Here is a 23,149-nt window from a genome sequence, read left to right on the forward strand (position 1 = left end):
CAAAGTATGACATCAGAAATCATTTATAAGTACTTATCAAACGAAGCCTCAGAGCAGGAAGTTCAAACTCTTTTTGAATGGATTGAAGCTTCTGAAGAAAATAAGAAGCAGTTCATCATTATAAAGAAGACCTGGGTACTTACAGCTTTAACAAAAGATATTTCTGCCGATACTGCTCCGGTAATTAAAATTAAACCAAAAAATAAGACTCGTAAATATTTTCAATATGCTGCCGTCTTTATTGTATTACTTGGTTTAGTGAAAATAGCCTTCAATTTCAACCAAAGAGCAAAAAATTCAAAAGAAATTGTACTTGAACTTGGCAATGGTCAGACAGAATATATCACAAAAAACAATCACAGCAACTTAGTTAATGATAAAGGCGAACTGATTGCAAAAAAACTTCCCGGTCAAATTGTTTACTTTGGAAAAACAAAAGATGACGAAGTTATATACAACTTACTTAAAGTTCCTTATGGCAAAACATTTAAACTTACACTTTCAGACGGAACTATTGTAAACCTGAACTCCGGAACCACTTTACGTTATCCTGAACAGTTTGGAATTAACGGAAAAAGAACTGTTTATCTAACTGGAGAAGCTTTTTTTGAAGTAACTAAAGACAAAGAACATCCTTTTATAGTAAACTCAAATCAGGTAGATATTGAGGTTTTGGGTACTAAATTTAATGTGAGTGCTTATCCTGAAAATCCTTCTGTTAATAGTGTTTTGGTTGAAGGAAGTATTCAGATGTATGAAACTCAAAATCCATCGAATTCTGTATTGCTGAAACCAAACCAAATGGCTACATGGCAAAACAGTACGAGAAAAATTACCACAAAATCTGTTGATCCTTCTTTTTACTCAGCCTGGACAAAGGGTGAACTTACATTTAATGATACTCCATTTTCGACCATCACTAAAATAATTCAGCGGACTTATGATGTTGAGATTATTAATAAAAATTCGGATTTGGCCAAACAGAATTTTACCGGTACAATTAAAATCAGTGAATCGAGTGTCGAAAACATTTTAGAACTCCTAAAACGTGACACCCCGTTTGAATACTCGATTCAGCAAAACACCATTACCATAACCAACCTTCCATAAACCATAAAAACATGACATTTACGAAAAAACATTCAAGAAAAATTATATTTTTCTTAGCTCTTCTCTTATCCTGTTTTAAAGGTTTTTCGCAAAAAAAGCCGATTACGTTACATTTCAACAACGAACCTATAAGCCTAATTATCAAGTCTATTGAAGACCAAACAGACTTCAGGATTATTTACAATGCAAAAAAAATTGATACTGATCAAAAAGCCAGTATCAATGTGAATAATGCCTCCTTGGAAACTGTTTTAACAAAACTATTCAAAGGCAGAAATATTTCATTTTACATCCAGAAAAAACAGGTTTTATTAACTAGCTCTGCTCCTGCCTCTGCAGATAGTTCAGACGAAACAGAAAGAACAATCAAAGGAATTGTACTAAGTGCTAAAGATAGCTCGCCGCTATCAGGAGCTACTGTAATGGTAAAAGGAACCGGGAGAGGCGCCATAACCGATTTTGACGGACGATTTATCTACCAGTTAAGAGAAAAAGACATTAATAATGTTGTACTTCAGGTTGTGCTTCTGGGAATGATAACTCAAAATCAGGAAGTTGGACATAAAAATAATTTTACTTTTTACATGGAAGAAGCTATAGATGAACTAAATCCAGTTATTATTACATCTTCTTATGGGACAAAAAAGCTAAAAGAGGAAATTGTAGGGAGTATTTCAACTATAACGGCAAAAGATATCCCTGTGCATCAAGCCTCAGAAAGTATTGATAAAATGCTTGAAGGGCAAATGGCTGGTGTTTTAGTTGAAAATACTTCTGGCGTTGGCGGACCTGTAAAAATTAATATTCGTGGAGAAGGGACCATAAAATCCTTAAATAGTTCAATTTTAAACACTTCAACACAACCCTTAATTATTGTAGACGGTGTCATTATGAGTGAGCAGTCTGGCATTGACAATGAATACTTTGATGGCGGAAGGTTTTCGGAAGGATTGTCAAATCCGTTAGCGAAAATTTCTTCGGATAATATCGAAAGCTGGACTGTATTAAAAGATGCTGCTGCTGTAGGTATTTATGGAGCTGATGGTGCGAATGGTGTAATTTTAATTACCACCAAAAAAGGGCAACAAGGAAACACTAAATTTACTTTTTCAAATCAATTAGGAGTTTCATCGGCAATCAATCAAATTAAATATTTGAACGGAGAACAATACACAGAACTTCGAAATACATACTTAAAAAATACAACACCCGGCTACGTTGCTGTACCTTATAATGGTATCAATACAGATTGGTTTGATTTATTAAACCAAACCGGAATTTACAACAAATACAATTTTAGCGTTTCCGGAGCAACTTCTAAATTCTCCTACCGAAACAATCTTACTTATCTAAATATTGACGAGCCACAATTAGGCAATACGACCAAACAATTGAATGGTGGAATCAATTTAGGGTTTCAATCTTCAAAATGGAATGTCAATTTGTCTTTAAACCCAAGTTTAATTAAAAAAGACGAACCTAATACTTTTTATGATTTTGCTTATATCCCTACGCTGTCTCCTTATAATGAAGACGGAACTTATTCGATGCTTGGGGTTTCAGGGGGAAATACCGGAGGGAATCCATTAGCTGCAATTGAACAAAACAAAAATGAAACCGAAAGTTTTGGACTTCTTGGTAGCTTAAACATTGGATATAAATTGAGTAAAAATATCAGATTCAATACTTTATTCGGAATAGATTATACTGATAAAACCCAGGACAGATGGTATTCAGGAGATAATGAAAGCGGAAGAAACAACGGAACATTTACTTTAGGCGGAGTATCATATAATAACTGGGGGAGAAGACTTTTAAACCAGAGACATACCCAAAAATGGAATTGGCAAGGGCAAATGCTATTTGAAAAGGAAATCAATGAAAACCATAAAATTGACGGAGTTTTAGGCTTTGAACTTGCTGATGAAAATGGAGATTTCAACTATTCTTCAGCTTCTGGATTTGTGAATTATTCTAAAATTCAGAATATTCATGATGCTATTCAGGATGATGATCCGGATACTTTAATAGATGAAACAAATGGAAGACAAACTGTTGGAAGTGAAATAAGCAATGCCTCCAGAGTTTCTGCATTTGCTCAGCTTAACTATAATTACAAAAAGAAATATTATGCGTTATTCAATATCCGACGTGATCAGAGTTCTGTTTTTGGTGATGATTCGGATGTAGCTTTAAATAGTAGTGGTGGATTGGCATGGGTTATCAGTAACGAAAACTTCCTGAAATCAAATTCATGGATCGATTTATTAAAGCTAAAAGCAAGTTATGGTTCGACAGGTAATTCCAGAATTGGTTCTTACCGATCTAAAGGACTTTATAACATTACACAAAACGGATATAATGGTTCAGCAGATGTTACTCCTGGTGCCTCTCCAAACGGAAAATTAAGCTGGGAAAAAAACCTGAAATTCAATGCCGGAATTGATTTTAATATTTTTAAACGAATTGAACTTACTTTCGAATACTATTACGATAACAAGGAGGATATGATTACCGGCCGTAACATTCCGACAGAATTAGGATATGGTACGATGCAGCTCAATGCTTCAAGTATGTACAATAAGGGTTTTGAATTTACGACCAGAATAAACTGGTTTAAAAAAGACAACTTTAAATGGGTAAGTTCCTTTAATATCTCTACTGTTCAAAACGAAGTAACCAATTTAATAGGTTTAGGAAGTGCTTATTCTGTATCTAATCTGGCTCTTGCTCAAAAAGTAGGTTACAGTACAACCACTATTTGGGGCGTAAACTGGATTGGTGTTGATCCGGCGACTGGACGTGATTTGATTAGAAAAGATGGTAAAGTTTATGATGCTGCAACTTACGACAGTTTGTTTACAGAAGCTGACTGGCAACCTATTGGCGATACAAGAGCAGATGCTTTTGGTGGTTTTAGTAATTCTATCACATTTAATCAAATTACTTTTTCATTTAATGGCTCTTTTCAATGGGGCGGAGATAAATTAATAGCCGATCAGATTATTTCAAAAACCAACACGACTTCTAACCGAAATATGTCTGTTAATGCTTATGACTATTGGAGGAATCCGGGAGATATTGTTACTCAGCCTGCTCCGAGTAATAATACTTTAATAGCTAACATGAGTAAGTATGTTTATGATGCGACTTTCATTAAAATCAATAACATAACACTTAGCTATAATGTTCCTGTTAAAAAAACCTTTTTGGATAGTCTGACCATTTTTGGAGATATTACAAATGCATTGTATTGGTACAAAGAAAAAAGTCCTTTTGGTATGAATGGTATCCGCGAATTAAGCTACAATTATCCACAAACCAGAACAATTTCTATAGGAATTAACACTAGATTTTAAGAAGATGAATGATTTAAAAAACATATACCGATTTAAATTTACGATGCTTTTAGCAGTACTTTTTTTATTGCAAAGCTGCAGCGATTTTTTAGAACAAGAACCAGGTACACAAATTTCTATTAACGAACAACTCAGCACAAAAGCTGGTATTTTACAAGCTCTTAACGGAACTTACAGAGAGCTGGAAGCTAATGTCAGAGGTGAGCGTTTTGCAGTTTATGCTGATGTTCAGGGCGGAAATTTAAAATTTACCCCTTACCCTACTACAAGATCTTCTGGCAAGGGTGAAATCGTTACCCCAACTAATATTCAAAATGTATATTCTTTTAATGACAACGCTAATCAGTCTAATTTCGTTAGTTTTTACAGTGATAGTTACGATATCATCAACCAGTGTAATTTGATTCTAGAATTTACGGATGCTTTAAAAGACGCTACTGAAAGTGAAAAAAATCAAATCAAAGCTGAAGCTTTAACCATAAGAGCATATTCACACTTTTTGTTGAGTGAAGTATATAGCCAAAACTATAGTTATACCAATGACGCCTCGCATTTAGGAATCATCTACAATACGGAGTCCATAACAAAAGGGTTAAAATACCCAGCCAGAGAAACTGCTGCCAGAACCTATACCTTAATTGTTGAGGATATTACATTAGCCTTAAATTTATATTCAAACATTCAACTTTCATCAGGACCTGCTTATTCTTATTTCAATATAAATAGTGCAAAAGCTTTATTATCGAGAGTGTATCTAGCAAAAAATGACTGGCAAAATGCATATGCAACTGCAAATGATGTCATAACAAATTCAGGTGTATCGTTAATGAGTTCAGCTGATTATATTGCGCAATGGGAAAAAACTGACACTCCTGTTTCAGAAATTTTACTGGAGTTTTCAATCTCCAGAGATGCTACTACCGGAACTGTCGGAGGCTCTATGTTTGCTTATTTTGGCTATACTTCTCCAACTGTTTTTAATAATTATGTTGCTTCACAGGATTTATTGAATTTGTACTCAGCTTCGGATATTCGAAAACAACTGTTTTTAGAAAGGCCAATTCAAACATTAATAAACAATCAACTGGTAAGTGTGAATTATTATTTCACTAAAAAATTTCAAGACAATGCAGCTTATGTTGCCTTCAGACTAAGTGAGCAATACTTAATTCGTGCCGAAGCTGCATTAAAGTTAAATAACCCAGATCAGACGAAAACTGATATTAATGTTCTTAGGGAAAGAGCAAACGCAGATTTACTTGCAGATTCGGAAGATTTAGAAGAAGCCATCTTTTTAGAACGAAGAAAAGAACTTTGCTTTGAAGGACATTTATTTTTTGACATAGCCAGAAATCATAAAAATATTTCCAGAAATGACGGCTGCATTGCCCTTAGTTGCGGACTTACCTACCCATCACCCAAATTTGTTTTACCAATACCACGCAATAATATTAACCTTAACGCAAATCTAAAACAAAATGAATCGTATTAAAACTATAGCTATCCTGAGTGTTTTTGTAGCCCTTTATTCTTGTTCAAAAGATGATTACAACTTAGATTCAAGAAGTGTTGATCCTTTTGTGCGTTTTAACTTTATTACTTCATCAGCTGGTGTTCCTTTAGAATACCCAGAAGTCAATACAGGGCGTGTTCCGGTAAATACTTATGAAAACAAATCAGTTAAAACCTTAAAAGTTCCGGTTACTTTAACTTCGACAACTTTAAAATCTCCGGTAACTGTTGATTTTAGCACCCTAATTTCGGGAGAAGCAGATAGCTTTAAAATTGAGCCTGCAAACGAATTAGTTTTTGAAGGTAATAAACTAACCGATACTATTTTTGTTTCTTTCGATAAAAGATGGCAGAATAAACAGACTATTACTTTCAAATTAGAAGATGTATCGGATCCATTAGTTCATATTGGAAACTTAAATACTGAAGCTCTCAATGCTATTTTTACTATTAACTTAGGAGAAATAAATACGGTATACACTTTCCCCGTAAATGAGTTTTTTATTAAAGGAGAAATTGGTGAAACAATCGATTTCAAAGTTAATTTCCCCAATGGCTTTGTTCCTTCAGAAATTGAAAATTTGGAAATATTTAGTTTCGTAAATGGATTTGACTATTCATTAACGCACGACGATTACGGAGATAATAGAAGCTCTATAAGTTATCATTTGACACTTCTGGAAGATATTCAAAATGATGATGTTCGTTACGAATCTTTTATTACATTAAATACTACAGAGAAATATACTACTACAGGAAACTCTATTTTACAAATTACAAAACCTACAAAAGTACCAAGAGATATTCAGGCTAATCCTGCTGCAAATTTCTACAATCTAAGTGATCCTCTTTATCGTACTTATGGTGCAAACTGGTTTGAGCGAAATGGAACTTGCGCATGGTTTCCATTTAATGCATTTACATTTCCTGTCGTTACCACAAAAAGTAATACCGATGCTATTCAATATAGTGGACAAAATACTACTGAAATATCAGATGATGTTTACCATGATGCTTTTAAAATTGGATTTAATACAACAGTTGTCAATTCAACTACTAATTCTTTTGGATTAAAAAATTGGTTTACTAATGAATCTACTAACGGTAACAATTCACCTGGATTTAATATTACCTCTGCTTTAGAATTTTTTCCAGATAATGGAAATAGCAGAACAAGCGGTAATGTACTTGTAATTCCAAAATTTATTACAATAGCTGGAACAAACGGAAACAAGCACAATATTTTTATTTCCGGTGAAGGAACTTACAAACAAATTGAGAATGGCTTTGTAGAAATTTCATTCGAATTAAAGCTAAAAAATCAGGAACTATTCGGAGGAACCGTTTCTTCACAATATAAACTTTACAATAAAACTGGGTTCCCAACTTTAACTCCTTTAAGCACACCTTGCTTAAAACCAGTTAATTTATAATAAAAAAAGCTAGCGTATAGCAATATAAATAATGCTTCTATCCTATAACAAAAAAATAATTCCTTTTATGAAATTAAAAACTGCAGGCTTAACACTTTTGATTTTACTAAGCTTAACAGCATACAAAAGCATCGAACAACCTGATTACATCGATATTACGGAATTACGAAAGCTATATTCCAGTGGTGACTCTTCAAAATGGCCTGCTGCAGAATTGCATGAAAGCATAGACAAATCAAAATTTCAGGATATTGGTGTTTTGCCTGCTGTTCCTTACCCTGCCTACAATCCGTATTCTAAGGAGAAGGAAAGTCTGGGCAAAATACTGTTTTTTGACCCGAGATTATCCAACAGCGGACAAATTGCCTGTGCTTCCTGCCATAATCCGGAATTAGGATGGACAGATAATCTAACGCGTTCTTTTGGCCATGACCGCCAAACCGGAAAACGAAATTCGATGACCCTTTTAAATTCGGCATACGCTACTTCCCTATTTTGGGACGGTCGTGCGAAAAGTTTAGAAGATCAGGCACAATTTCCTGTTGGAGATCCTTTAGAAATGAACGAAAAACTGACGATTGCAGTAAGCAAAATCGGAAAAATAAAAGGATATAATCCGCTTTTTGAAGCTGCTTTTGGAGACAAAAAAGTGACTCTTGAACGCATTCAGTATGCTATTGCTACATTCGAAAGATCCATCAACAGTCCGAAGAGTAAGTTTGATCATTTCGTTAGCGGAAAATCAGAAGCTTATACGGATCAGCAGGTAAAAGGACTGCATTTGTTCAGAACCAAGGCACAATGTATCAATTGCCATAACACACCTTATTTCAGCGACAACCAGTTTCATAATGACGGACAGGTTTTATTCGGAACCAAAAATGAAGATTTCGGCCGTTACAATGTGACCAAAGATGTAAAAGATATTGGAAAATTCAGAACACCAACACTCCGTGAAGTAGTTAATACCAGACCATGGATGCATCATGGGCATTTTCCAACTTTATTGGATGTTGTAGAACTTTACAATTTAGGCAACCCTTCTCCTGTTCAGAAAAAATACCTGGGAACGCCACGTGATTCTTTAATCCCAAAGGTAGATCCAATGCTTAAAAAGTTAAGCTTAAGCAAAGAAGAAATGAGTGACTTATTGGCCTTTATCGAAACTTTAAGTACGCCAACGAGAAGAATTATGGCTCCGGATCTTCCTAAATAATTTTAGTAAAATTTAATATCGAAACTATTATGAATGAATTAATTGCCCCATTTGAAACAGGTTTATTTCTATATCAACTTTGCATTTTATTATATCTGATCCTAACTCCTCTTGCAATATTCTATATTATAAAAGACCGACATAAATTTAAACAACCTTATGTTTTGATTTTTCTTGTTATTGTCTTTCCGCTTATTGTCTCAATACCCGCAATAATTGCGCTTAACATCAAAAAAGTAAAATCATAACCTCTTTATAATTTCATTAAAAAAATTCAATTCTTTATACGTACATTAATTTGATACCACTCAAATATGAAAAACAAATACCTCTTTTTATTATTAGTAACGGCCCTGTCGTTTGGGCAAATTAGTCAGGTTAAAGACATAAATCCCGGAAGTACTAATTCTGTCGCAAATTCATCAAGTCCTTCCACTTTCTTTGATTACAATGGAATATTATATTTTAGAGCAAATAATGGTACAGATGGTGTAGAATTATGGAAATCTGATGGTACTTCAAATGGAACACTAATGGTCAAAAATATCAATCCTGTTGTAAGTACTACTTCAAATTCAAATCCATCCAATTTTATAGCTTTTAATAATCAAATTTATTTTACGGCTACAACTGGTACAACACTAAATGGTTCAGAACTTTGGAAAACTGATGGAACAGAATTAGGCACAGTAATGGTTAAAGATATAAATCCTGGTACAGCCAATGGAAATCCGCAAAACTTCACTATAATTAATCCAACGACAATGCTTTTTACTGCAAGTGGTATTGATCCTAGCAATAAAGATAACGATGGTGGAAACGAACTATGGACAACAGATGGAACGAATGTTAGTAATGTCGTTGATTACACCGGCACACTCAATACTATAGTTTGGATAGAAAACCTAAACGGCACTGCTGTTTTAGCACAAACCGTTGATCAAGGCAGAGAATTATACACATCTGATGGTACTAAAGCCAATACTAAAATAATTAAAAATATTAATCCGTTAACAGCTAGTGGTGTTTCAGGAACAAGTTATATTAAAAATGGGAATACTATTTATTTTCAGGGAAATGACGGTACAACAGGGGCTTCATTATGGAAAACAGACGGAACTGAAGGAGGAACTAAAGCTGTAAAAGACAATCTTGGAAATAATGTTTTATCACCTTCAAATTTTGGAAATTCGAGTGACAACATTACATATTTTAGATCTACGACAACAACAAGTGGAGTAGAATTATGGAAAACGGATGGGACTCCTGAGGGAACTTCTCAAGTTACAGAAATAAATCCTGGAGCAGGTAACTCAAATCCCACTCAAATCCAATCGATAAACGGTGTTGTTTACTTCTTTGCATCGGTTAACGGAACTAATTATCATTTCTACAAATACGAAAATAATCTTTTAACAAAATTATACGATTTTAATGCTGTATTAGCTACGGTATCTACTGACTACGTAGAATTAAACGGAAAAATATATTTTGCGGCCGATAGTGATGGAGATACTTTAAGAGAATTATGGCAAACTGATGGTACTTCAGCAGGTACAATTTTAGTTAGTTCTCTGGTTTCAGGAAGCATTAATCCAACAGGAGTTAGCAGTTTAACGAAAGTAGGAAATAAACTGTTTTTTGCAGCTACCGGAAATGACGGACAGGAACTTTTTACCTACACTCCTCCTACCCTTTCTGTAAAAGATCAGGATAAGTTAGAAGTTGTGGCGGTATATCCAAACCCTTCAGATGGAAATTTATTCATTAATAATTCTGATAATGAAACCATTCAATACGAAGTGTTTGATATACTAGGTAAAAAACAAGCTGCCGGCAAAACAAATGACAATTCACTTCATTTAAATTTAAAAACGGGTTTGTATATTTTAAAACTGACTAAAAACAGCCAGACTTCAACAACTAAAATTATTATCAAATAGTTGTATTTTTTAATATAAACAGGTTTGTTTTTGCCCCAATAAATCACAAACCTAAAAAGTCCGTTTCATGAATTTGAAATGGACTTTTTTATTCTTCTTTTGATAGAAACTATCACTTTTTAGTAACCAAAACAATATTCGGTTTTGGAGCGGGCTGCATCCCGCTTCCAAAATAAAAACCGGTATGAGGTGGCTGGTTGTAACCTACGTTTTGCCAGGCAATACTCAAACGATATTGCGGATCATGCATTAAAGTATATTGTTTTACATCTGTTGGAATGGTAGTCGAATAAATTCGCAACTCTTTATTGTCTTCGCTTCTTAAAATCAGTTCTTCTCTCCAGTCGCCCAAAATATCCGCAGAAAGAGCCGGAGTTGATTTGGTGCCATTATTTGAAACTGCTCCTGTTGCCGTAAACAATCTGCCCTTCCCATATTTGTCGATATAATTCGAATTCAGAATTTCTCTTGAAGTATCGCCATCCCAATAAATCAAAAAGTTGATTGACTTTGGTGCATCCCCTATTTTATTCCCTTTCATATCATATAAAAACGGAGAACCGGACCACCAGCATTGTGCACCTTTTCTTGTGGGATCGATATTATCCGCTACGCCACGACCGACATCTTCATTGAGAGAATCGGTAAACAAAACTTTTCCATCTGCTGCTGAAAACACAGCTACACCCGGACCGGTAGTTTTATTTTCAATCTCATGTATTCCAAATACTTCTAAGCCAGGAACATCCAAATCTAAATCTGAAACATGCAGCGCATCTCCGTGCCTGAAACCTGTCGTATACAATCCTTTGCCATTATCATCTACACACATCGATCCGTAAATGATTTCATCTTTTCCGTCGTTATCTACATCTGCAACCGTAAGTCCGTGATTCCCCATTCCGGAATACGGATTTTCAGCATCTTTACTGTCGAAAAACCATCTTGACACCAGTTTTTTATTTTTAAAATCAAAAGCTGCTAAAACTGTTCTGCCGTAGTATCCACGGCACATTACCACGCTTGGATGAATGCCATCCAGGTAAGCAATACAAGCGGTAAAACGGTCAATTCTGTTTCCTTTGGTGTCATTTCCTCCGCTACCTCCATGTCCGCCCCAGCCTGCCAAATCACCACGCTCCGGAATATAATCTGTTGTTGTAACCAGCTTTCCGGTTTTTCCATCAAAAACGGAAAGATATTCAGTACCTTTTAAAATTTTCCCGTAAATCGGTGATTTTGGGTCTCGCTCTACCCAGTCTTTTGAAGTATCTCCTACTACATTCCCTTGACTATCAGTTGTGCCATCTGCTGTTTTGCAAACCAGTTCTGCAATTCCGTCTCCGTCGAGATCATAGACCATAAACTGTGTATAATGTGCCCCTTCGCGAATATTTTTGCCTAAGGTAATCTGCCATAAAAATTTTCCGTCTAAAGTATACGCCTGAAAAATAGGAGGATCCGTAATACCTGTATGCGAATTGTCATGTCCTCTGCCGGTCATATGCACTACCAAATCATATCTTCCGTCTCCGTCTAAATCCCCTGTAGAAAGATCATTCGGAATATAACCCTCAACCGGTTTTATAGCAATTGACAAATAATCCTTGTCCGAACTTGAAGCCGGAATCGTAAAACTTCCTTTGGCTTCTGTTTCTTTTCCTTTTAAAACCGTTTTTACAAACCAGGTATTTTCTTCCTTAGGGTTTGCTTTGGAATCAACAAAATTCGTGGCTCCGGTAATAGGCTCTTCATTTAGTTTTATAGCTTTTTGAACTCCGCTTTTTCGATATAAATTAAAAGCCAGATCATCTGCATCAGTTCCTAAAACACGCCAGCTAATAAAAAACTGTCCTTTGTTTTTAATGGCAATAACGCCACGATCTAAACTTTCCATTTGTCTTTGCGCCAATAAAATGGAACCCGACAAAAGGAATAATGTTACTAAAATTTTATTTTTCATAAATTGGTTTTGGTAGATAAAGTTTTATGCATACTTAGACTGATTTTAGCAGATAAGGTTTATTTGTAAAAAAAATAATCTCGCAAAGTCGCAGAATCGCAAAGTTTTGATTTTACATTTTCTTTGCGTCTTAGCGACTTTGCGAGATTAAAAAAACTTAGCTTCTCAGAATCTTAGCAACTTAGCGTCTTCAAAAAAACTAAAACATCTTCTTAAATCCTTCACTTTTGACTTTCCATGTTCCATCTTTTGGAAACCCCGGGTTTTCTATTGTATTTCCCTCCCAGCCGGCGCACATCATCGCAACAGCCGTTAGTAATCCTCCGTTACCCGGAAGATACAACGTTAGTCTTGGCGATTGGTAATTATGTCCGTTTATTAAATACGTATTGGTTACTACATTCATAAAAAGAGCGTCAACTGCTTTTTCAGGCATTTGCAAACGGGCTGCAGACATTGCTGTCATTGGGAAATCCCATCCCCAGGTTTTGTCCCATGACCAGGTATCCCAAACCAAATCGAAAGTATTTTTCATGATTTTTTTATCTAAAAGAGACGTTTCAGGAAGCATCCCGAAAGTTCCTAATACTGACGGATGATCGGTTTTAAACTCAGGATTGGTATACGAATCAGTAGCGCTTTCTGTTGCCAGATAAACATCTTTCGCAATTGGCAATGGCGATAGTTTTTTCAAAACATCTTCCCATTTTTCAGGCACTCTTTGATTTAATTTTTTCTTCCAGCTGATAGCCGTTTTCAAAGCCCAGTTCCAGTATGCTAATTCATACGTAGGATTAAAAGTTTCGATGGCTTTGAATCTTTCCTGCGCAGGAATTACGCCCGGCCCTAAAACGTAACGATTGTTTTTACTGTCGTAATTGGCAAATGAAGCCATAAAATCTGCCGTTGCAAAAACACGTTCGCTATATAAATTCAAAGTTGCTGCTGTTGGTTTCGCCTGATAGATCAAATCGGCGTAGGTAATAAAATGCGGCTGTTGCCAAATCAGGAATGCCCCCACAGACGACGGGCTTTCATTACCATCATAATCTGTCATTTTCTGCCATCTTGCCCCTTCAAAACCTTGTCTTTTGGCAATGTCTTTAGCCTTTGTGAAAACTTTTTGATACCACGGAAGGCTGTTTTCCAGTAATTCAGGTCTGTCCCAAAGTGCAAAATGTACTCCGTGCCACCAATGCATTTCTAAATGCGGCTTTCCGTACCAGCTGTTATAAGTTAACCCCGTTTCCTGTGGCGGAACTTTTCCGGTACATTGTAATTTGGTCAGGTATTGCGAAAGAATTACACGTCGTTCCAATTCATGTGCACGTTTGTCTGTACTTCCTGAAAAATCTACTGCTGCACCGCTTTTCCAAAAGGATTCCCAACCAGCAATACTGCTTTTTTCAATCGCTTCAAAAGAAGGAATTACAGATTTGTTTTTATCTGTTTGAACGAACGAACAACTCAATTCGATTGTATTGCTTTTTGAAGGCTCTACAACAAAATAATGTTTCGCTTTTTCTTTAATCGATGCAGTGCCTTTCCATTTCAAATTAATATCATACGAAATACTGTCCATTACGTGTGTAATTGTAGCTTCTGATTTATTTTTGATTTTCAGATTGCTTTTATAATCTTGTTTTCCGCTCCATTTTTTCCCCATATCAGTCCCCGCAATAGCTACGGCTGAAATACTTACATCCTGTTTTTCTTCCCATTTCGTACCCATATCACCCCATAGTCCTGTTGGAAAAGGGATTCGGACACGAATTTTCAAACGCCCTTGTTGAATTAAATCTGATTCTACTTTAAAGCCTAAAGCATCTTTTGTCTGATCGCAAGCCGTTATCACTTTCACAGAAGTGCCTTCGACCTCAAAATAGCTCTCAATTATTCCTGTCCATAAATTCAGCTTTTGATTAATCGCTTCAATATCTTCCGGCTTTACCAAACTGCCATCTTTTTTGGTGATTTCAAAACCTATATTTCCCAATTGCAATAAATGCGGGTTTTGACGAAACCATTCGACTGCTTCTTTTTTTCGTGCAGGTTCTTTAATTTGTGTTGAATACGAAATCTTACGACCATACTGATCTACGTCTTTTAGAGTCTCAGAAAACTTATAATTCTCCGTATTTTTATAACTGTCCCAACCCCATTCAGATTGTGTTCCCAACGGAATTCCGTTTTGGTATTTTTCAGGAAAACTTTGCAGACCAGTAGCATCAACAGTAAAAGCAAAAGTACCGTTTCCAACTGTCAAGGAAGCTAAAGTATCTATTGCGGTAATTTGAAAATTATGCCTTGTTACCAATGCTTTCCTGTCTATTTTTTGCTGGGCCGACAGGGAAATAGAAAACACAAATGCAATAATTAATTGATATTTTTTCATCTGATATTTAATTTATTTTTTGATCGTTTAAGTTTTAAAAATTATCTAATTGACATATTTTCTAATTTAAAAATATTATCTAATTAAAGTAGCACTCATCAAACCAATTACCACATCATTTGCGATAGTTTTGACTGTCATGTTTTTTAATGTTTTATTCTTATTCAAAGGCAAATCCAAAATGGTTGCAGCTCCGCCATCAATTCCAAAATTTGAATATCCTTTTATACTTTTAAAATCCTTAAATGTTCTTGAAATTTCTCCCGATTTCAAATATACCCTTGGTGGTTTTGGTGCATCGGTTGTAAACGCTAATCCATCCACAAAATAATCCTGCTCGATTGGCCACCAGTTTTCCGGATTTTTCAATTGTAAAATTTCCGAAGTTCCATCTGTATAATTAACCTCGATTTCACCATTAACGATTCGGCTTTGCATTGGATTAGTAGTTCCGGCAACCATAAAATAAATGTGCGATGCTTTTCCGCTTAAAGGAATACTAACGCTTTTTGGAAAATTATCCCACTGCGATGTAAAAATGATGTTTTTCTGATTTCCATCAGAAGGAGTTTTAAAAGAAAAACCATATGGAGTTGAAATTTCTCCGTTTGATTTAGCTTTTCCGCGCAATCCTGAATCGTCAATATTTACCGATACATTCGGGTAACACCAATTCCCTATTCCGTTTGTTGGAAGTTGTAAAGTCACGGTTTGTGGTCTCGGAGACAAATATTCCTGATTAAAAACATCTGTTACTTTCGAATTAAAAAATGAAGAAAGCGAAACTGTTTCTGTTTTTGTTGCAGCATTAACGGGAATATCCCAGTTCGTAAAAGTGATTTCTTTTATGGAATTTGAATTTGTATGAATCGAAAAATTATTAGTTCCCGGAACTAATTTCTGAAACGGAATTACAACGGTTTCTTTTTGATTGGCATCTAAAACAATCTTTTGCTGATTTCCTTTTTCCGAAGCATCAAAAACTATATTTCCTTCAATTTTGTTCTCCGAATTATTCTTTAGGGTAATCTCTACATTATTATTTTTTAACTGAATAATTTCTGATTCAATTTTAGATTTCAAATCAACTTCAACAGGCTGCCACCATGTTACATCTCCTTGTTTTAACTGAACGAAAAATGTTTTAGAGTTGTTTCCGTATGCAATTGCCTGAAATGATTTATTGGTTTTTGAAATTTCATTCAAAATAGACTGCGGATCATACACTGATACAATTTCTGCCTTAGCCGTTTTAATACCAAAACTTTCTCCGGCTGTTAAAGACGCTATCGATTGTATATTTTCTAAAACATCTCCTTTCCAGTTAATTTTTATATCATAAGAAACATCATAGGGTACTTCAACAGCAATTTTTGGAGCTCCGATACTTTCCGGAATATTTTTCCAGCTAACTGATTTTCCATTAACTGTTATATCCTTAATTCCGTCAAAAGGTGCATTTACAACCAGTTTCAGATTCATTTTTGCTGTAAACTGATTTTTTATGAAATAGGAGTCTGTTTTGTTTTCTCTTTTAAAATCAATTGAAATATCCGGGATATCCAAAGCTGCGTGATTCCATTTTGAAGGAAATCCAGGCTGAATCGTTAAAACCTCCGCCAAAGCATCAGGCTGAATACCGAAAAGTCCTTCTACCAAAGTTCTCGACGCCATTCCAATCGGGTCAGCAAAATCGCGGTACAATTCGCCTCTTATGGCATCCTGATACAAAAGCTGTTCAAAACCACCCGGAGAAGCGCCAAGATACATACTTTCGATCAGCACACTTTCCCACATTTTAAATGCTTTTTCTGAATGTCCTCCCTGCCAGAAAGCCAGCGACGTATGTAATTGTTCTGCCAGCGCCACATTATTGATAGACCACGTATAAGGTTGCCAATTGGTGGTGCTTATCGTGTAAAGATCCGTTTTATCAAGTCCTTCCGCTGAAATCGGGATATGCGGAATCTGCTTGTCCACATAAAGCAGCATCTGATAACTCTCAAACGGATTCGATAATTCGGAATCGATAGTGTGATAAATGCTCCAGACACCGGGAACATCATGCAATAATCTGTTTCCAAGAACATCTTTATATTCTGCAAAAATGCCTTTTTTCGGAATCCAAAGCTGGTCTTTTGAAGCTTTTAGTATTTTATCTGCTTCTTTAACAAAAGGATTTTCATTCTGCTGAATCTTTTTGGCTACTTCAGCCACCGTTTTATTTGCATAAAAATTATAAGCCGAAGAATGTATTACACCGCCACCGCTGTACTGTAAAGCATCGCTCGCCCAAATTGTCGCATAGGCATCATAAAGTCCATCATTATCCGAATCAAAGTTTCTTTTTTCCCAGTTTAAATGTCTTTGGATCGTTGGCCACATTTCTTTCATAAACGAAGTATCTCCCGTCCATTTAAAATGCCTCAGCATCTGATCGAAAAAAACCAGGTTCATGTCATAATGATGTGCTAGTGTATTTTTATTTGGGTTTCGGCTGATGTAGCCACTACTGAACATTGAGGTTCCTAAGACTTCTTTCTGGCGTGCAAAATTGCGAAGCGTATCCCAAACAATGGGACCGTTTTCAGGAGTGGTAACCTGTGAATTGCTGTAACTTGTAAAATGCGTTTTCGCACGGTCATGCCAGCCCAAAGGATCAGCCGTATAAGCACCACGCCACGCGTTCAGATACATACGCCATGCGATAGCACCGTGAAGGTAAGCCGGGCTTTCCCAAATCCCGTCTGCTGCGATGGAAAGTGCTGAACCTAATGTATTAATGTAAGGATCCGGCGTTGTAACCTTTACTCTATTCGCCAAAAGATGCGTTTCCTGAACCGATTTATCATACAATTGCGATAATCCTTTTTGAGAAACATCTGATTTTAAGTCCTCAGTTGCAAACAGCCAGTATAATTCGTTTTTTGAAATGGCACTTTTTCCTGTAACAAGCGTTAGATTTTCAGGACTTGAACTGCATAATTCCAAAGGCGTTTTTTGCCGTTTTGGATTGGCTAATTTTACATCAGAACCCGGAAAATAACCTGTGAGTTTTTTATTGTTACCCGTTTTCTCTTTATTACTTTCAGAACCATATTCCAGTAAAAAAGACTGTTTTTTTAGGATGTATTTATTATTCGTACAATATTCAGGCTGTAAATAAAACACCGATTCAGGATCGGCACCAATATCACCGTCACGACTAAACTTTTCACCGGTTGCTCCTCCATAAGCCCAGACCAAATTTACTTTTTTGGATACATTTTCGCCTGATACTTTTACAATAAAACCTTCTTTTTCTTTAAGTGCAACAACTTTTACAATCAGTTTTCCGTTATCTAAAATAGGGTCCTGAATTTCGTATTGCATCGTACCCAATACATATTTTGTATCAATTTTTGAAGCTTCTGTAATCCACTTGCTTTCTTTGTCATTGACCAAGCCCAGTTTAAAGTTTCCTCCCATTCCCGGCATGTACATGGCAAATTCAGGCAAATCTCCTGTCTCAACCCTAAAACCTGTATTAGAACCATAAAGTGCCCTGTTGAATTTTCGGGTACCATTTTTCAAAACAAAACTATTTCCCTCGGGAACATAATGCATTTTACGCTGAGTTTTTTCCTGTCCAATAATTAGAGCAGGACATAGCAGTAGTAAGCCAATGAGTGTGTGAATGGTATTGTTTTTGATTTTCATAAAATTTAATAATTCAAAGGCACATAATCATTATCAAATACCTAATGATTTTGATAATTTAAACGCAATTTCTTCGTTTTTTTATGGTATTGCATCCTGTACCTACCTGATTTTTTTCAATATCATAATTTATATTCTTTCATTTTTTTAACATCATAGTACAGGATACTATATAATAATGGAACCGTTAGTTTTGAAAATACAATAATTTAAATAGAAAAACTTTGATAAACATTAAAACTTCTTTGGGTGCTATTTTTTGTTTTGTTTTACAGTTGAATCTGTTTGCTCTGAACAATAACTCTTCAGATAAGATACTACCACAGAAAAATTCTGAAGGTAAATTGTTTTATTTTGGAAATGCCCTGAAAAACAATGGGATTATTATAAACACTACCTTGGCATACAATACCGAAACAGGCTATGGTTTTGATATGAATTCTGCTTCGAATGCTACAATCAATTCTAATACATTTTCTGCGGTTAAACCAACTTACTTTTCGGTAAAACTTCCAGAAGGAAATTACCAGATTGAAGTCGTTATGGGAAGTTCTGAAAAACAGACCAATGTTACCATAAAAGCCGAATCACGAAAATTAATGCTGGATCAGCTTTCTATTAAAAAAGGTAAACCGGTAACCCAAATTTTTAATGTAAATGTCAGAACTCCAAAAATTGATGACACACAGAATGTTTCACTAAAAGACAGGGAAAAAGATATTTTTAACTGGGACGATAAACTTACATTAGAGTTTTTAGGAGAAGTTGCAATTCAAAGTATAAAAATTACGCCAAAAGACAATTTAACTGTAGTTTATCTTGCCGGAGATTCAACCGTTACGGATCAGGATGTAGAACCATGGGCTTCGTGGGGACAGTTTATAACCAATTATTTTGACAATACAGTTGTGGTTGCCAATTATGCAGTTTCGGGTTCGGCACTGAGTTCTTTTAAAGGAGGAAATCGTTTAAAAAAGATTCTTTCACTAATCAAAAAAGGAGATTATTTATTTGTGGAATTCGGGCATAATGACGAAAAAATAAAAGGTGAAGGAAATGGTGCCTGGGGTTCTTATTCTACTCTTCTAGCTGAGTTTGTTCAGTCTGCCAAAGACAAAGGAGCTATCCCGGTTTTAGTAACACCAACACAAAGACGTGCTTTTAATGAAAATGGAACTTTAAAGGAAACACATGGAGATTTTCCTGCTGCGATGCGAGCTGTTGCTCAAAAAAACAATATTGCCCTTATTGATGTTACCAAAATGACAACAGAATTATATGAAACCTGGGGCGATGAACCTTCCCGAAAAGCTTTTGTACAATATCCTGCGAATACTTTTCCGGGACAGGTAAAAGTTTTGGAAGACAATACGCATTTTAATAGTTTTGGAGCAAATGAAATTGCGCTTTGTGTTTTGAAGGGAATCCGTGAACTTGATATTCCACTAAAAAAGCAAATTCAAAAAGAAGTTCCAAATTACAATCCAAAGAAACCAAATTATATTTCGAACTGGACACTTCCTTTGAGTGACCGATTTGAAATTACTAAACCAGATGGAAACTAAACCATTATAGAAACACCTATTTATGTTACTAAAAAACGCAATCCAAAACCTTACAATTGCTGCCGTAGCTTTATTTTCTTATCAAAATAGCACAGCACAGCAAACCGATAAAGTTTACCTATCCGGAAAAGATTTTGAACATCCTGTACAATGGGATTTTTATTGTACCGGAGGCAACAACAGCAAAACCTGGTCTAAGATAAATGTTCCTTCTCAATGGGAATTAGAAGGTTTTGGAGAATATACGTATGGAAGATGGTACAAAGAATTGAACCAAAAAGAACCAAGCAAGGAAGAAGGTTTATATAAATTTGAATTTGATGTCCCTGCTGATTATAAAGACAAAGAGGTTCAGATTGTGTTTGGTGGAGCGATGACAGATACCGAGGTAAAAGTCAACGGAAAACTGGCCGGAGCCATTCATCAGGGTGGTTTTTATGAATTTAAATATGATATTTCATCTTTATTAAAATTCGGTTCAAAAAATATTTTAGAAGTTCATGTCTGGAAACATTCTGCCAATAAATCAGTAAATGCAGCCGAAAGAAGAGCTGACTGGTGGCTTTTTGGCGGAATCTATCGTCCAGTCTGGCTGGAAGTTTCTCCTAAAACTTATATTCAGCATATTGCCGTAAATCCAAAAATGGATGGCTCGATTACTGTAGATTTAAACCTTAAAAACGTTTCTAAAAATGCTGTTTTAGAAGCCACTCTGAAAGGTTTAAACGGAGAAAAATTCGAAACTTTTACTTTTCCTGTAAAAGCAAAAAGCACTACGGCATCAATTGCAACTCAATGGAAAAACATCAAACCGTGGAATCCGGAAAGTCCAAATTTATATGATCTGGAACTGGTTTTAAAACAAAATGGAAACACCATTCATCAATATGATAAGCGAATTGGTTTCAGAACTTTAGAATTTAAAAAACAAGACGGAATCTATGTAAATGGCACCAAAATCGTCATGAAAGGAATCAACCGCCATTCGTTCTGGCCTGAAGGCGGGAGAAGCACCAGCAAGCGCATAAGCGAAATGGACGGTAAATTACTAAAAGACATGAACATGAATGCTGTTCGTGGGCATTATCCTCCAGATGAGCATTTTCTGGAAGTTTGTGATTCATTAGGACTTTTTGTGCTGAACGAATTAGCAGGCTGGCAAAACTCTTATGATACTGAAACCGGAACCAAATTAGTTAAAGAAATGGTGGTGCGCGATGTGAATCACCCATCAGTAATTATCTGGGATAATGGTAACGAAGGTGGCTGGAATTACAACGTTGATAAAGTTTTTGAAGATAATGACCCGCAAAAAAGAATCGTCATTCACCCTTGGGCTGATTTTAACGGCTGGGACACGCACCATTATCCGACTTATTTAACCGGAATGCATCGTTTTAACAATGGCGAAAATGTATTTTTCCCAACCGAATTTATGCACGGAACTTACGATAATGGTCACGGAGCTGCCCTTGAAGATTTCTGGACACGTTATAAACAAAGCCCTTTGTTTGCAGGAGGTTTCATGTGGGCAATGCTGGATGAAGCCGTATTTCGTTCTGACTGGACCGGAGATGCAAAATTCGATTCAAAAGGTTCTTTGGCTGCAGATGGAATTTTAGGACCACACCGTGAAAAAGAAGGGAGTTACTATACCGTAAAAGAAGTCTGGGCTCCGATTCAGTTTCAGCCAAAACAGGTTACCGCAGATTTTGATGGTGCTTTCTTAATTATAAACGACTATCTTTTCAGTAATCTGAATTCCTGCAAAATGGAATTTAAAGTCCTAAAATCTGACAATAACGTTCTTTACACGAATGGAACTTCGGCAGCAATCAGCTCCGGTAAAATTGAGATTCCGAGTATAGATCCGGGCGAAACACGTAAAATTAAATTCGCTGTTCCGTCTAATTTTGCTGAAGGAGACATTTTATCTATTACGGCTCATGATCAGTTCAATAACGAAATTTACACATGGACATGGCCAATTCATAAAGCAAAATATTATGCTGAAAAATTCTTAGCAGTTCAAAATACAAAAGGAAAAGCTTCTGGTGTAAAAACAGGTAACGAAATCACTTTAAAAGGAAGCGATGTAACGGTAACTTTTGATGCTTTGACAGGAGAAATTTCTTCTGTTAAAAACGGAACTTCAACTATTCCATTAACAAATGGCCCTCGACCGATTGGAATGAAAGCCAAATTAAAAGACATTCAGGTTTCACAGGAAGGTGATAAAGCCGTTTGTACCGTAAATTACACCGGAGGTTTGTCTTCTGTTAAATGGATTATGAAACCTGATGGAAGATTCAAAATGGAATTGATTGCACTGAAAAATGCTTCAGGCGGTGAAGGTTTTGACGGTGCTTTTTTTGAAGATAAAATCAGCGCATTCGGAATTACTTTTAGTTTTCCGGAAAAAGAAGTTACCGGAATGAAGTGGTTTGGAAGAGGTCCTTACCATGTCTGGAAAAACAGAATCAAAGGAACTACTTACGGTATCTGGGAGAAAGATTATAACACAACTATAACGGGCGAAAGTTTTGAAAATCTGGTTTATCCTGAGTTTAAAGGTTATCATGCTAATTTATTGGGTGCAAACTTAAAAGCGGGTGCATCATCATTTAAAGTTTTCAGTGAATCTGATAATTTATTTTTGAGATTATTCACACCAGATTTGCCTAAAAATGCTTTTCCCGGAAGTTATCCACAGCCAACATTCCCGGAAGGAGATATTTCATTTATGTATGAAATTCCGGCTATGAGAGATTTTAAACCTTTAGAACATCAGGGACCAGAAAGTCAGGCGACCAATATCAGAATTAAAAGTGGTGATGACGGAATCAAAATGAATTTATGGTTTGATTTTAGAAATTAAAAAATTTGTTTCAGGTTTTGTTTTGTTTCAGGTTTCAGGTTTTGCTCTTAGCTATAATTTATGTTCATAGTTTTGT

11 protein-coding genes are annotated in these 23,149 nt (G+C 35.7%); 8 read left to right on the plus strand and 3 right to left on the minus strand.

All coding sequences use genetic code 11. The features are described from left to right. Nucleotides 1-6 precede the first annotated feature (6 nt). The 6 genes from BXU10_RS15275 to BXU10_RS15305 all read left to right on the plus strand — a co-directional run bounded on the left by BXU10_RS15275 (nt 7) and on the right by BXU10_RS15305 (nt 10,573). Nucleotides 7-1,110, plus strand: coding sequence for a FecR family protein (locus BXU10_RS15275; RefSeq protein ID WP_078228193.1), 1,104 nt, complete (start codon nt 7-9; stop codon nt 1,108-1,110). A gap of 11 nt (nt 1,111-1,121) precedes the next feature. Then, nucleotides 1,122-4,469 carry a SusC/RagA family TonB-linked outer membrane protein gene (locus tag BXU10_RS15280; protein WP_078228194.1) on the plus strand — a complete coding sequence of 1,116 codons (3,348 nt, stop codon included), beginning with the start codon at nt 1,122-1,124 and terminating at the stop codon, nt 4,467-4,469. Between the two features lie 4 nt (nt 4,470-4,473). Further along, nucleotides 4,474-5,961 (plus strand): RagB/SusD family nutrient uptake outer membrane protein, encoded by a 1,488-nt coding sequence (locus BXU10_RS15285; protein WP_078228195.1) that lies wholly within the window; start codon nt 4,474-4,476, stop codon nt 5,959-5,961. Further along, nucleotides 5,948-7,414 carry a hypothetical protein gene (locus BXU10_RS15290; RefSeq protein WP_078228196.1) on the plus strand — a complete coding sequence of 489 codons (1,467 nt, stop codon included), beginning with the start codon at nt 5,948-5,950 and terminating at the stop codon, nt 7,412-7,414. Before BXU10_RS15285 ends, BXU10_RS15290 begins: the two co-directional genes overlap by 14 nt. A gap of 67 nt (nt 7,415-7,481) precedes the next feature. Continuing rightward, a complete protein-coding gene (locus BXU10_RS15295; RefSeq protein WP_078228848.1) occupies nt 7,482-8,630 on the plus strand; it encodes a cytochrome-c peroxidase in 1,149 nt (382 codons plus the stop codon). A gap of 314 nt (nt 8,631-8,944) precedes the next feature. Next, nucleotides 8,945-10,573, plus strand: coding sequence for an ELWxxDGT repeat protein (locus BXU10_RS15305; protein ID WP_078228198.1), 1,629 nt, complete (start codon nt 8,945-8,947; stop codon nt 10,571-10,573). A gap of 112 nt (nt 10,574-10,685) precedes the next feature. Here BXU10_RS15305 and BXU10_RS15310 read toward each other — a convergent pair whose 3' ends face one another. The 3 genes from BXU10_RS15310 to BXU10_RS15320 form a co-directional block, all read right to left on the minus strand. Next, on the minus strand, nt 10,686-12,536 hold the full coding sequence (locus tag BXU10_RS15310) for a rhamnogalacturonan lyase (protein ID WP_078228199.1): 1,851 nt from the start codon (nt 12,534-12,536) through the stop codon (nt 10,686-10,688). 199 nt (nt 12,537-12,735) lie between these two features. Further along, nucleotides 12,736-14,931 (minus strand): hypothetical protein, encoded by a 2,196-nt coding sequence (locus tag BXU10_RS15315; RefSeq protein ID WP_078228200.1) that lies wholly within the window; start codon nt 14,929-14,931, stop codon nt 12,736-12,738. Nucleotides 14,932-15,006: 75 nt separating this feature from the next. Next, nucleotides 15,007-18,630: a DUF4450 domain-containing protein gene (locus BXU10_RS15320; RefSeq protein WP_078228201.1), complete on the minus strand. Its 3,624-nt coding sequence runs from the start codon at nt 18,628-18,630 to the stop codon at nt 15,007-15,009. Between the two features lie 224 nt (nt 18,631-18,854). Here BXU10_RS15320 and BXU10_RS15325 point away from each other — a divergent pair, with 224 nt between their 5' ends. Together BXU10_RS15325 and BXU10_RS15330 are read left to right on the plus strand one after the other, a co-directional pair. Next, the gene (locus BXU10_RS15325) at nt 18,855-20,195 is read left to right on the plus strand and encodes a rhamnogalacturonan acetylesterase (RefSeq protein WP_078228202.1); all 1,341 of its coding nucleotides are present in this window, start codon (nt 18,855-18,857) and stop codon (nt 20,193-20,195) included. A 22-nt stretch (nt 20,196-20,217) separates the two neighbouring features. Continuing rightward, nucleotides 20,218-23,073: a glycoside hydrolase family 2 TIM barrel-domain containing protein gene (locus BXU10_RS15330; protein ID WP_078228203.1), complete on the plus strand. Its 2,856-nt coding sequence runs from the start codon at nt 20,218-20,220 to the stop codon at nt 23,071-23,073. Nucleotides 23,074-23,149 lie beyond the last annotated feature (76 nt).

Source organism: Flavobacterium sp. LM4, assembly GCF_002017935.1.
GTDB classification, from domain to species: domain Bacteria; phylum Bacteroidota; class Bacteroidia; order Flavobacteriales; family Flavobacteriaceae; genus Flavobacterium; species Flavobacterium chungangense.